The organism is Thiomonas sp., assembly GCF_054608695.1.
This window is the reverse complement of sequence record NZ_JBTRXV010000094.1, coordinates 1-13,851: the sequence shown is the minus strand read 5'-3', so window position 1 is coordinate 13,851 and position 13,851 is coordinate 1. Positions and strand designations below refer to the sequence as shown.

General features: G+C 58.0%; 5 protein-coding genes, 1 tRNA gene and 2 pseudogenes. 7 read left to right on the top strand and 1 reads right to left on the bottom strand.

What is annotated here, in order from left to right; translation table 11 throughout:
• The first annotated feature begins 77 nt into the window (after positions 1-77).
• A tRNA-Phe gene (locus ACYCUK_RS20200) sits at positions 78-153 on the top strand.
• A gap of 280 nt (positions 154-433) precedes the next feature.
• The gene (locus tag ACYCUK_RS20195) at positions 434-1,801 is read left to right on the top strand and encodes a tyrosine-type recombinase/integrase (RefSeq protein ID WP_461596441.1); all 1,368 of its coding nucleotides are present in this window, start codon (positions 434-436) and stop codon (positions 1,799-1,801) included.
• Here the strand turns inward: ACYCUK_RS20195 and ACYCUK_RS20190 are convergent.
• Positions 1,798-2,469 (bottom strand): annotated as a pseudogene (locus ACYCUK_RS20190) (IS256 family transposase); the annotation flags it as partial. The gene ACYCUK_RS20195 and the pseudogene ACYCUK_RS20190 overlap by 4 nt on opposite strands.
• Positions 2,470-2,634: 165 nt before the next feature.
• On the opposite strand from ACYCUK_RS20190, the gene ACYCUK_RS20185 reads away from it, so the two are divergent.
• The 5 genes and pseudogenes from ACYCUK_RS20185 to ACYCUK_RS20165 all read left to right on the top strand — a co-directional run.
• Positions 2,635-5,709 carry a BPTD_3080 family restriction endonuclease gene (locus tag ACYCUK_RS20185; RefSeq protein ID WP_461596440.1) on the top strand — a complete coding sequence of 1,025 codons (3,075 nt, stop codon included), beginning with the start codon at positions 2,635-2,637 and terminating at the stop codon, positions 5,707-5,709.
• Positions 5,710-5,711: 2 nt separating this feature from the next.
• Positions 5,712-8,513 (top strand): site-specific DNA-methyltransferase, encoded by a 2,802-nt coding sequence (locus ACYCUK_RS20180; RefSeq protein ID WP_461596439.1) that lies wholly within the window; start codon positions 5,712-5,714, stop codon positions 8,511-8,513.
• A gap of 30 nt (positions 8,514-8,543) precedes the next feature.
• Entirely contained in the window at positions 8,544-9,548 is a 1,005-nt protein-coding gene (locus ACYCUK_RS20175; protein WP_461596438.1) for an AAA family ATPase, read from the top strand.
• 21 nt (positions 9,549-9,569) lie between these two features.
• Complete coding sequence (locus ACYCUK_RS20170) at positions 9,570-12,077, top strand: S8 family peptidase (protein ID WP_461596437.1); 2,508 nt, start codon at positions 9,570-9,572, stop codon at positions 12,075-12,077.
• Positions 12,077-13,723, top strand: a pseudogene (locus ACYCUK_RS20165) (UvrD-helicase domain-containing protein); the annotation flags it as partial. The gene ACYCUK_RS20170 and the pseudogene ACYCUK_RS20165, both read left to right, overlap by 1 nt.
• Positions 13,724-13,851: the final 128 nt, after the last annotated feature.

Here is a 13,851-nt window from a genome sequence, read left to right as displayed (position 1 = left end):
GGAGTGAATCGGACCCCGGCAAAATCGGCTTCCGGCCTTGACTTCCGGCGGCCGGGCCGCTTAAATGTGCGCTTCTCGCCCAGGTAGCTCAGTCGGTAGAGCAGAGGACTGAAAATCCTCGTGTCGGTGGTTCGATTCCGCCCCTGGGCACCATTCCAACCGACGGATTTGCCGGGATTTTCCGGATGCCTCTCCCGGAAGCTCTGCCGTTTTCTGACACTTTTCTGACAGTCGGGAAAAATCCCGGTTTCGTCCCCCTGCGCCTCCCTGCGTCGGCGGACGGGCAGAAAATGCGAGTCCGGTTGCTATACGCAGCTCCCCTTGCGAGGAGCTGCCATGCCGTACCCTTTTCCCCTCACCCATTTTCTGGACCTTTCTGCGCGCCCTGGGCGTTCCCGTTCCGACCGGGAGCAGGAGACGGGGGGAGGCCCCCATGGCTAAACCCTATCGGGAAGGACATCTCTGGTCCTTCCGGCTGCGGGTGCAGGGCCAGGATCTCTACCGCACGGGTTTCGCGACGGCCGAGACCGCGCGCCGGGAGCATGACCGGCTGAAACACACCCTCTGCGCGGCCGGCAAACCTGCGCATGCTGGCCCCTTCCAGGCGACGCTGGGCCAGGCACTGCAGACCTATGCCCTGGAGCGCTTCCCTTTCATGAAAGGCGCGCGCCAGGATGCCAGCCGCGTCAACCGGTATCTCCGGGAAGCGGGGCTGGAAACGGTTCGCGTTGCCCCGCCCGCGCCGTCAGAACCTTTGCCTACCGCCCGTACCGTCCACTGGTCGGTACAACTGGATCCGGTCCACAAGTCCCGCTCCATTCCCCAGGGACTGCACGCGCACCGCGCCCGGCAGGCGGCGCGAAGCACCGGAACGGACCGCATCCGCAAGCAGTTGGCCCGAACCACCATGGCGCAGATACTGCCCTATCAATTGCAGGAGCTGCTCGATACGATGGGCCGGGAAGGCTACCAGGCGGCCACCCTGTCGCTGGAGCGGTCGTTGCTGCGCCGCCTGTTCAACTACGCCCGGCAGAGCTGGAACTGGCCCGAGCCGGTGCGCAACCCGGCGACGGGCCTCAAACTCCCCGGCGTCCAGAACGCCCGGGACCGGGTACTGACCAACGCGGAATGGCGGCAGATCTGCGAGGCTCTGGAGGATTGCCGGAATCCTTATGTCCCTCCCCTGCTGGCGCTGCTGCTGGAGACCGCCATGCGCGTCTCCGAGCCGCTGCTGCATGCCCGCTGGGGAGACATCGACTGGGCGCGTTGCCTGCTGAAGCTTCGTGACGCAAAGGCCGGTGCGCGTGATGTTCCGCTGAATCCGGGGGCGATCCAGGTGCTGCAGATGCTGCGGGGGGAGGGGATCCCCGATGACGCGGGGGTGATTTTTCCAGTGACCTATGAAGCGGTCAAAGCCGCCTGGCAGCGGGCCTGTGCGCGTGCCGGTGTGAAGAATGTCCACATTCACGACCTGCGGCACACCGCGGCGACCCGGTTTACCCTGGAGCTGAATGGGAATCTCCCTGTGCTCAAGGTGATTACGGGGCACAAAACCTATTCGCAGCTCAACCGGTACATCAATGTGAAAGCGGATGACGTGTCGCGCCTGCTGCATGGCCGCCCGCTCACCGAGGCGGATGCCCCCGCCGGACTTCATCTGTCCGTGCCCCTGTCCCCGAAAGTGGAGACGGCTGCGGCGTGTTCACCAGCGGAACCGTCATTGCCCACCAATGTGATTCCCCTGTTTCGGAAAGGAGCTATAGTCAAATCTGGTATATTAGAGATTCCTAACATGATTTAGGCGGCGTCCTGTTGTGGATCCGGCTGGGTCTCATTGGCCGGTATCCCGTCGACAAATATCACCCCGGCAAAGAGGTCTCTGAGCCTCTCTGGGTGTTGAATCCCTTTCCAGCGCTTCTCAGCCGCCTGCAGGAGTTTGAAGCTCAATCCCAAGAAACTGCTGCGAGATACGCAATTCTTGGTACGACTGGTCCGCTGGCGGACGGTGGCAAAGGTCGACTCGATGGCATTACTACTGCGGATGTGGCGCCAGTGCTCCGCCGGGAAGTCATAGAAGGTGAGGAGCACGTCGCGGTCTTTCTGGACCTTCTCTACCGCCTTCGGGTACTTGGCCTGGTAGTTGCGCACAAAGACCTGCCAGGCCTGCTCTGCCGCTTCCCGTGTCTCCGCCATCCAGATGTCCTGCAAGGCGGCCTTGGCTTTGCTCTGTAGCCGCTTGGGAAATTCATTGAGGACATTGGCGGTCTTGTGCACCCAGCAGCGCTGCTGGCGGGTAGCTGGATAGACCTCGGTCAAAGCCGACCAGAAGCCCAAGGCCCCGTCGCCGATGGCCAGCAGGGGAGCTTCCTGCACGCCCCGGGCGCGCAGGTCACGCAGTACCTCGAGCCAGGAGGTCTTCGACTCGCGCAAACCATCGGTGACGGACACGATTTCCTTTCGTCCCTCGGCAGCGTAAATCATCTTGAGGTGCCCTGTTGCTCAAAAATTTGTTATTGTTCAGTGTGAGTCACTGATGGTTTCGGCCATTGCAAAAAAACTGCGACTGACCAATTTGGCGCAAAGACCGCAACCACCCTTGGCAAGCAGGGATGAGAAAGTAGGAGGTAATAGTAGTTGAGCACACCCAATCCCTTCTTCGACCATCCCATCCTTAATTCTCCCTACGAGTATCCTCACCGTCATTGGGAGCTTGACTCGTCCGGTCAGCCAACCCAAGGAATCGTCGAAACCCGTCGTCCTGCAGAGTTCATCACACCAATCCCCCGGCCAAAAAAACGTAAGGGTGCTCAGCAGCAACTGATCCTAGATGAGGGCAAGGGGCTTTCTTCGGAAAATCAGCAGTACGATCCGAACTCGATGATCAACCTCATCCGTAAGCACGTGGATGTTTGGCGTACTCTGCCCTCGAGCCAATGGCAGGTTACACCCGAGACCGCAAGACTTCTTCAGCATTGGCGACATCACCGTTTTGGAGGCGTCCGGCCTTTTTTCTGTCAGATAGAAGCCGCCGAGACGGCCATCTGGCTTACCGAAGCTGCATCCCGCAGCGCTGCCGGAAGACGCATTCTGGAAGCTCTGGCCAACGCCAACCGCGACTCCAACCCTGAAATTGAACGACTCGCCCTGAAACTTGCCACCGGTGCAGGTAAGACAACCGTGATGGCCATGCTGATCGCCTGGCAGACGGTCAACGCCGTTCGCCGCCCTGGGAGTAAACACTTCACGCGCGGGTTTCTCATCGTGGCACCGGGCCTCACGATCAAGGATCGTCTTCGCGTCCTACAGCCAAACGACCCCGACAGCTACTACGCCAATCGGGAGCTCGTGCCCCATGACCTCATTGAGGACATCAAGCGGGCCAAGATCGTCATCACCAACTATCACGCATTCAAGCTTCGTGAGCGCATAGACATCTCCAAGGGAGGCCGTGCGCTCCTGCAAGGGCGCACCGGGGACGAACTACAGACCACCGAGACCGAAGGCCAGATGATCCAGCGGGTCATGCCCGATCTCATGGGCATGAAAAACATCCTGGTCCTCAATGACGAGGCGCACCACTGCTATCGCGAGAAGCCAAGCGACCCGGACGAGGAGGACCTCAAAGGCGAGGACAAGAAAGAGGCTGAGAAGAACAACGAAGCCGCGCGCATGTGGATTTCCGGTCTCGAAGCCGTAAACCGCAAGCTTGGCCTGGCAAGAGTCATCGACCTTTCCGCTACCCCTTTCTTCCTGCGTGGTTCGGGCTATGCCGAGGGCACGCTGTTCCCCTGGACCGTGAGTGACTTCTCGCTCATGGATGCTATCGAGTGCGGCATCGTGAAGTTGCCGCGCGTGCCCGTTGCCGAAAACATCCCTGGCAACGAAATGCCTGTTTACCGGAACCTCTGGGAGCATATCCGCAAGGACATGCCCAAGAAGGGGCGGGGCAGCGGCGCGGTACTCGACCCGCTGAAACTACCCACCCGTCTCCAGACAGCGCTTCAGGCGCTCTACGGTCACTACGAGAAGACCCACCAGCTCTGGCAGGAAAAAGGCATCCCGGTCCCGCCTTGCTTCATTGTGGTTTGCCAGAACACAGCCATATCAAAACTTGTATATGACTATGTTTCGGGCTTCTATCAGAAGCAGGAAGATGGCTCCTCCATCTTCCACAACGGAATGCTCCCGCTGTTCCGCAACTTCGACGAAACGACGGGGAATCCGCATCCCTATCCCAACACGCTGCTTATCGATAGCGAACAGCTCGAAGCCGGAGACGCCCTCGACGACAACTTCCACACCATGGCGGCTGATGAGATCGAGCGCTTCCGCCGGGACATCATCGAACGGACTGGCGATGCGCGCGCCGCCGATAACATCACGGACCAAGAACTGCTGCGCGAAGTCATGAATACCGTTGGCAAGCCGGGGCAGCTCGGGGCCAATGTCCGCTGCGTGGTATCCGTTTCCATGCTCACGGAAGGCTGGGATGCCAACAACGTCACCCACATCCTAGGCATCCGCGCCTTCGGCACCCAGCTCCTTTGCGAGCAGGTCATTGGCCGGGCACTGCGCCGCCAGTCCTATGACCTGAATGAAGAAGGCCTCTTCAATTCCGAGTATGCCGACATCTTCGGCGTCCCCTTCGACTTCACGGCCAAGCCGGTCATCGCCCCGCCCCAGCCGCCGCGCGAAACGGTCCAGGTCAAAGCCATGCGGCCCGAGCGCGATCATCTTGAAATCCGCTTCCCGCGTGTCGAGGGCTATCGGGCGGAACTGCCCGAGGAACGCCTGACCGCCACCTTCAACGATGATTCGGTCCTGGAGCTGACGCCCGACCTGGTCGGCCCGTCCATCACGCGCAACCAGGGCATTATCGGCGAAGCCGTGGACATGACGCTCGACCATCTGGAGGACATGCGCCAGTCCTCCCTGCTGTTCGAGCTGACCAAGCATCTTCTGTACACCAAGTTCCGTGACCCTGGCGAAGAACCAAAGCTCCATTTGTTTGGCCAGCTCAAACGCATCACCAAGCAATGGCTGGACACCTGCCTCGTCTGCAAAGGCGAAACCTATCCGGGCTTGCTGATGTACCAGGAACTCGCGGATATGGCCTGCAACCGCATTACCGCCGGAATCACCAACGCACTGGAGGGTCAGCGGCCCATCAAGGCCTTGCTGGACGCCTATAACCCAACAGGCTCCACGAGCCACGTCCGCTTTGCCACATCCCGTGCAGACCGTTGGGAAACCAACGGCCCGCCGATCAAAAACCATGTCAACTGGGTCATCCTGGACAGCGATTGGGAGGGCGAGTTTTGTCGCATCGCCGAGTCCCATCCCAAGGTCGTCGCCTACACCAAGAACCATAACCTGGGGCTTGAAGTGCCCTATCGCTACGGCTCCGAGGTCCGCAAGTATCTGCCCGATTTCATCGTTTTGGTGGACGACGGACACGGCCCCGAAGACCTGCTGCATCTGGTCGTCGAGATCAAGGGCTACCGCCGCGAAGACGCCAAAGAAAAGAAATCCACCATGGAGACCTACTGGATTCCCGGCGTGAACAACCTCAAGACCTATGGTCGCTGGGCCTTTGCCGAGTTCACAGACGTATTCCTGATGGAATCCGACTTCAAGGCGAAAGTGGAAAACGAGTTCAACAAGATGATCGAAGCCGCAGCGACCAAGGCTGCGGAGGGGAGCAAGTAACTATGGCCAAGACATCACAATCACAAAAGACGGTCGAATCCCTGCGCCACACGGAGGACAAGCGCAAGAACATCCCCACCGCCGAGCACCAGTCCGTGTTGGAGCAGGAACAGAAGCAACCCAAAACCCTGCGCTACCCGCGCAATACCGACCTGGACCCACAGCTTGTCTGGCGCGGCAAGGACGAGCAGGACTGGTCTGAACTCGTCGTCCATGCGCCGCCGCTCTATATCCAGGAAAAGGTCCATCCAAAAGTGCTGATCGAGGACCTGCTCAGGGAGACGAAGGCGCGAGAGCAGGCCGATCCCCAAACTGATTTCTTTGCCGATTTCAACGGTGTTCCCGAAGGCGTCGACAAGACCGAGTTCTATCAGCACGACCAGAACTGGTCGAACCGCCTGATCCTTGGGGATTCACTCCAGGTTATGGCTAGCCTCGCTGAACGCGAGGGTTTGCGCGGCAAGGTGCAGTGCATCTACTTCGATCCGCCCTATGGCATCAAATTCAACTCCAATTTCCAGTGGTCAACCACCAGCCGCGATGTAAAGGACGGCAACGCCGCACACATCACCAGGGAGCCAGAACAGGTTAAGGCTTTCCGCGACACATGGCGGGACGGCATTCACTCTTATCTCACTTATCTCCGCGACCGGCTCACCGTAGCGCGGGACTTGTTGACGGACTCGGGCTCGATCTTCGTGCAAATAGGTGATGAAAACGTGCACCGGGTGAGAGCACTGATGGATGAAATTTTTGGTGATGCAAATGCAATCTCACTAATCTCTTACCCAACATCCATTGGCCTCGGTTCTCAATTCGTAGAAAACGTTAACAACTACATCGTTTGGTATGCGAAGGATAGGGAATCTGCAACCGGCAAATGCCGCCAACTTTTTAAGGTTCTTGAGCGCGGTGAATCTGGTGCAACTCGATATTCAAAGATTCTTGCTGCTGATTTGCGCGTTAGAGATGTGTCGCGACTGACAGAGGCTGAACTTTTCGACATCGTTGAGCAGGGCGGGCGCTTTTTTACCGACCAAGGGCTTACGTCGCGTTCGGCGTCTTCCACCACAATCTATGAATTCATCCACGAAGGACGTGGGTACCGACCGACTGCGGGTGGTTGGCGGACGTCTGAAGCAGGTATGAGGCGAGTGCAATTGGCGGATCGGATTTTGAAAACAGCGTCAAAGCTCCGCTTCCGAAAGAATTTTGACGATTTTGGTGCACTTTCCACGACGAACAATTGGAATGATGTTTCGGGCGGAATTCAAACTAGAAATGATCCTAAGGTCTATGTAGTCCAGACAGCTACGAGCATCATTCAACGCTGCATCCTCATGGCAACCGATCCCGGAGACCTCGTCGTCGACCCGACTTGCGGCTCTGGCACCACCGCCTACGTCGCCGAGCAATGGGGCCGCCGCTGGATCACCATCGACACCTCGCGTGTAGCGCTGGCTCTTGCTCGTGCTCGCATCATGGGCGCGCGCTATCCCTTTTACTTGCTCGCCGACAGCCCCGAAGGACAGCTCAAGGAGGCCGAGGTAACACGCAGCGCCCCGTCCTCAAGGCCCACCTATGGCAACATCCGGCATGGCTTCGTATATGAACGGGTGCCCCATATCACTCTGAAGTCCATTGCAAACAACGCCGAGATAGAGGTGATCTGGGACAAGTTTCAAGAGAGGCTGGAGCCGATTCGTGAGCAACTGAACAAGGCCCTGGGTAAGCAATGGCAGGAATGGGAAATCCCCCGCGATGCCGATGCCGAATGGAGTGATGCAGCGAAGAAACTTCACGCCGATTGGTGGCAGGAGCGCATCGCCCGGCAGAAGGAAATCGATTCATCCATCGCTGCCAAGGCCGAGTTCGAATATCTCTACGACAAGCCCTATGAGGACAAAAAGAAGGTCCGCGTCGCCGGTCCCTTCACCGTCGAGAGCTTGAGCCCCCACCGCGTACTGGGAGTGGATGAGCACGACGAGCTGATCGATCCGCTCAAGGTTGCCGAAGACAGTGCCAGCTACGATGCTGGCCAGAGCTTCGAACAGATGATCCTCGAAAACCTCAAGAGCGCTGGCGTACAGCAGGCACACAAGGAGGACCGGATCACTTTCACCTCCATCGTCGGCTGGCCAGGCACCTACATCTGCGCCGAAGGGAAATACTTGGAGGGCGATGCGGAAAAGCGCGCGGGCATCTTCATCGGTCCCGAGTTCGGCACCGTTTCCCGGCCCGATCTTGTAGAAGCTGCCCGCGAAGCGGGGGATGCTGGATTTGATGTACTGATCGCCTGTGCCTTCAACTATGAGGCCCATGCCAGCGAGTTCCACAAGCTGGGCCGCATCCCGGTCCTGAAGGCCCGCATGAATGCCGACCTGCACATGGCCGGTGAACTGAAATCCACGGGCAAGGGCAACCTCTTCGTCATCTTCGGCGAGCCGGACATCGATATTCTCGATGATGCCGATGGCCGCATCCGCGTGAAGGTCAACGGCGTGGACGTTTTCGACCCCAGCACCGGCGACATCCGCAGCGACGGTGCCGAAGGCATCGCCTGCTGGTTCATCGACACGGACTACAACGGCGAAAGCTTCTTCGTCCGCCAGGCCTACTTCTTGGGCCAGAACGATCCTTACAAGGCACTCAAGACCACATTGAAGGCTGAGATCAACGAAGAGGCTTGGGCGACCCTGAACAGCGACACTTCACGACCATTTGACAAACCCAGGTCGGGCAGGATAGCTGTTAAGGTTATCAACCACTTGGGCGACGAGGTCATGAAGGTGTTTCGAGCATGAGCACATACGGTGGGAACACGGGAGGAAATCATGGCCAGCGCTGACCAATTGAAGGCACTCCTTAAGTCGCACCTGGAAGGTGACGATGAGCGGTTCTTTTCCATAGCCATGCAGCTTGCGGCGCATGAAGCGAAGCTTGGCCACGGCAAGCTCGCTGAAGAGCTGCGAGCGTTGGTAGATCAGGCCAAGGCACGGCGAGGGCTGCCACCGCAGGGCGGCGAAAAACCTATACCGATCAGCCGCCCGCGCGGCGAGCTGGCTGGTCTGCTCACCGTTTCATACCCCAAGGCGCGTCTCTCGGAGATGGTGTTGGATGATGTGCTGTCTGACCAACTGAAGAGAATCATCAGGGAGCAGCGGCAGGCGTCACAAATCCTCGCGCATGGTTTGAGTCCAAGGCGAAAACTGCTGCTCATGGGTGCACCAGGTACCGGCAAGACGATGACCGCGTCGGTGCTTGCTGGTGAACTGGGTCTTCCACTGTTGCAGGTACGGCTTGATGGGCTCATAACCAAATACATGGGCGAAACTGCGGCCAAGTTGCGTCAGGTATTTGAATCGACCGATAGAACGCGCGGCGTTTACTTCTTTGACGAGTTTGACGCTATCGGCTCGCAAAGGGGACTTGCTAACGACGTTGGGGAGATCAGGCGAATCCTGAATAGCTTCCTTCAAATGATCGAACAGGATCAATCCCACAGTCTGATTGTCGCCGCCACCAATCACCCAGAAATCCTCGATCATGCATTGTTTCGTCGTTTTGACGACGTGTTGCATTATGAGCTACCGAATGAGGGGCAGATTGCATCGGTCTTGAAATCGAGGCTTGGCCATATGACAGCCAAGGGGGTGTCATGGAAGCGTTTGGCAAGCGAGTCAATTGGCCTTAGCTACGCTGAGGTGGCGCGCGCCTGTGATGAGGCGCTTAAGGATGCACTGATCGAGCAGCGGAGCCAGATATCTGAGTGTGATATCCGCCGAACATTGGAAGAACGACGGCGGATGTCACTCAAGCTGAAGGAAAAATTACGCTAATTGGGGAGGTCTGGGAGTCGAATGCCAGAACAGGACGATCAGAGAAAACGACACTTCATTCTGGAAGCGACTGCTGAGACGGAACCGTTCTCACGACGGGGCATCCCGATCACGCCACCAGAAATTCCTGACCGCGACCGTCAGCAGCATGGTGGCAGTCTGCTGAATCAAATCCACTCGTTGAGGCCTCAAATCGAAAGCGCCCGTGTGGCGCAGGAGGCAGCAGGGCTTGAAGCAGGATTCGGCCTACAGGTGGAATTCGAGAGTTTCCCTGATATCGAACTGGCCTTCGAATCCCTGGCCAGGGAGCGTTCTGGAATTGACTTGCTAAATGTACGCCACGAAGACATGCGGACATTGGCAACCGTCTTTGTTCCAGATGGCAAGCTTGAACACTTTGAAGCTTTGGTCCGTGACTACCTTGCGGAGAGGCGTGATAGCCGTGGGCGGGCGCTGGATCACAAACAGCTTCTAAATGCGATCCAGGAAATTCGGGCGGCCAGTCTACAAGCGTTGTGGACGGACGATCCTGGCGCCTTTCCTCAGTCGGACGAAGAAGAACTGTGGTGGGAAGTCTGGTTGCCAGTACGACTTAATCGTAGAGCTGTGACAGACAGCTTCAAGGAGCTGGCTGGTGGACTGGATTTCCGGATCGCGCCTGGTGAATTGCAATTCCCTGAACGCACTGTTTTGCTCGTCTACGGGTCGGCGGCACAGATGACGCAGTCCATGCTGACCCTCAACAGCATTGCCGAGCTGCGACGCGCTAAGGAGACCGCAGAGTTCTTCGATTCGTTGCCGCCTGAGGAACAACCGGAGTGGTTGAATGATCTGCTTGACCGACTAAACACACCCCCTGCAGACGCCAACGTTCCGCATGTCTGCCTGTTTGATACTGGCGTTAATAATGGCCACCCGTTGATTACCCCTGCGCTCGGCAGCGCAGATTTGCATACCGTTGAACCGGGATGGGGGACGGAGGATGGCGATGGTCATGGCACGGCGATGGCTGGATTGGCCCTGGCCGGAAATCTGACAGAGGCAATTGCATCGCAAGAGCCTATTGAGATTGGCCACCGTCTTGAATCGGTCAAGCTGTTACCGAAAGACGGTGCGAATGGAGGTGATGCTCGTCATCATGGGTATCTGACGACGGAGGCGGTCGCAAGACCTGAAATCACTTCGTCGGAGCGCCGTCGCGTGTTCAGCATGGCGGTGACTGCCCGTGACAATCGGGATCGCGGGCGACCATCAGCATGGTCCGCGACAATAGATCGCCTCGCCGCCGATGCAGAGAACCAAGGTGGGACACCGCGCTTGTTTGTCATATCGGCGGGAAATGTGGCCGATCCCAATGCATGGGCGGAGTATCCCACTAGTAACACATCAGATGGGATACACGACCCTGGGCAAGCTTGGAACGCGTTGACGGTAGGTGCGGCCACAGAACTCATACAAATCACCGAGACCGATGCGGGAGCCTATCAACCGATTGCGCCTCACGGTGGTCTCAGTCCATTCAGCACAACGTCTTTGACTTGGCAGTCCCATTGGCCACTTAAGCCTGATGTCTTGTTTGAGGGTGGGAATGCAGCCAAGGACCAGATTGGAGCGGTGTGGCTGCCGAGCCTTAGCCTTCTCACCGCTAACTTGAAGCCCGAAGAGAGGCTGTTCACGACCGCCAATGCGACAAGTGCAGCATCTGCCCTTGCGGCGCGGATGGCGGCGCAGTTGATGGCGGAGTATCCACAGCTATGGCCAGAGTCGATTCGCGCCTTGATAGTTCACTCAGCGGAGTGGACACCGGCGATGCGACAGACTTTCTTGCCTGCGAACAGACGTCCCACGAAGGCACAGATGGTCACTCTCGTCCGCCACTGTGGATTCGGCGTGCCGGACCTTGATCGCGCACTGTGGAGTGTCGAGAACTCGCTGACGATGGTTTGCGAAGATCGGGTACATCCATTTAAGCGCGATCACGGTAGGGAGCCAACACTTCGTGACATGAACTTGCATCGACTTCCTTGGCCGCTGGAGGCTCTGGAGGCGCTCGGTGAAACTCAGGTCGAGATGCGGGTCACGCTTTCATACTTCATCGAACCCAATCCATCAGAGCGAGGAGTCACGTCGCGTTATCGTTATGAGTCTCACGGTTTGCGCTTTGATGTGAAGCGCCCTTCTGAGACTGAACCTGAGTTTCGCGCCAGAATCAATGTCGCTGCCCGTGACGAAGAGGAGCAAACCCTAACCGGAGGCGACGATCCCGGTTGGATTATTGGTAAGCAAAATCGCCACAGGGGCTCTCTACATTCTGATATATGGCAAGGAACCGCAGCAGACCTTGCAAGTAGGGGTGTCATTGGCATCTATCCGGCACTCGGTTGGTGGAAAACGCGACCTCGTTTGGAACGCTACGATAGAACAGCGCGCTACACCCTAGTGGTTTCGATTCGAGCACCGCAGGTGGACGTCGAACTCTACTCCGCAGTGGCAAACAAGATCGCGGCAACTATCGAGGTACAGGTGTAATGCAATTCCTCATCGCCGACACCTTCACCGACAGCTTGGCCCGTCTGACCGGCGATGAACAGAAGGCCGTGAAAACGACCGCCTTCGACTTGCAGATGAATCCGGCCAATCCCGGCATGAATTTCCACAAGCTCGACAAAGCCAGGGACAAGAACTTCTGGTCTGTGCGCGTGAGTGCGGACATACGCATCATTGTTCACATGACAGCGGGCCATCTGGTGCTCTGCTACGTCGATCACCATGACAAGGCTTATGACTGGGCCGAACGCCGTAAGTTGGAGACCCATCCCAAGACTGGAGCGGCCCAGCTCATCGAAATCCGCGAGACCGTGCAGGAAATCATGGTGCCGGTCTACGTGCTTACGGAAAGCCCAGCTCAACCGCAACTTCCCTTGTTTGCGGATACGCCTGACGAAGAATTGCTGACCTACGGTGTGCCTGCTGAGTGGCTGGAAGACGTGCGGCGAGCCGATGAAGACGGCATCCTGGAACTGGCCGATCACTTGCCCGCCGAAGCTGCCGAAGCCTTGCTCGAATTGGCCACCGGCGGCAAGCCACGGATCGCACAGCCATCCGCTCCAATAACCAATCCCTTTGAACACCCGGATGCTCAGCGCCGGTTCCGCGTCATGTCCAATATCGAGGAGCTGGAGCGTGCGCTGGAGTCCCCTTGGGATAAGTGGACGGTCTTTCTACACCCGGAGCAGCGTCAATGGGTGGATCGCGATTACAGCGGACCGGCGCGCGTCTCCGGCTCTGCCGGAACAGGCAAAACGATTGTGGCGCTTCACCGCGCTGTTCATCTGGCCCGCACGAATCCAGATGCGCGCGTATTGCTGACGACCTTTTCTGACACGCTGGCCCATGCCCTGCAACAAAAGCTGAGGCGATTGGTCGGCAACGAGCCCCGCATTGCGGAGCGTCTCGATGTGCACTCGCTAAACGCCCTCGGCTTACGCCTTTACAAGGCCCACTTCAAACCCGTCAAGCTAGCCACACGCGAAGACATCAAGGACCTGGTACGCGCTGCATTGCAAGCCGCTGGCGAACATAAGTTCAGCCTGCATTTCCTGATGACCGAATGGGAGCAGATCGTTGATGCCTGGCAACTGGATGACTGGGAATCCTATCGTGACGTGGTAAGGCTTGGACGCAAGACACGTCTGCCGGAGGCTCAGAGAGCCTTGCTCTGGTCTATCTTCGAACAGGTCCGCAACGGCTTGAAGGAACAGGGGCTTATGACCCAGTCCGCTGTATTCACCGCTTTGGCTGCCGCATTGGCAGACAGCAAGAATCCTCCTTATGACTTTGCTGTGGTGGACGAGGCGCAGGACATCAGTGTTTCCCAGTTGCGCTTCTTCGCTGCTTTAGGGGGGGATCGGCCCAATGCCCTGTTTTTCGCAGGAGACCTCGGCCAGCGGATATTCCAGCAGCCTTTTTCATGGAAGGCCTTGGGGGTGGATATACGTGGCCGGTCTCGCAACCTCCGGATCAACTACCGTACCTCTCACCAAATCCGCCAACAGGCCGACCGCCTGCTTGGACCTGAGATCACCGACGTGGACGGCAACACGGAGGACCGCCGCGACACCGTCTCCATCTTCAACGGCCCACCTCCGCTCATTCGTGTCTTCGCTTCAGAAGACGAGGTGAACCGCCCCGGGTTTGGTGGAGGCTCCAACCTTTGAGAGAATGGAGCCATGAATAAGTCCAAGCAGTTTTCGTCTGAAGTCCGTGAGCGCGCTGTTCGCCTGGTACAAGAACATCGCGGTGA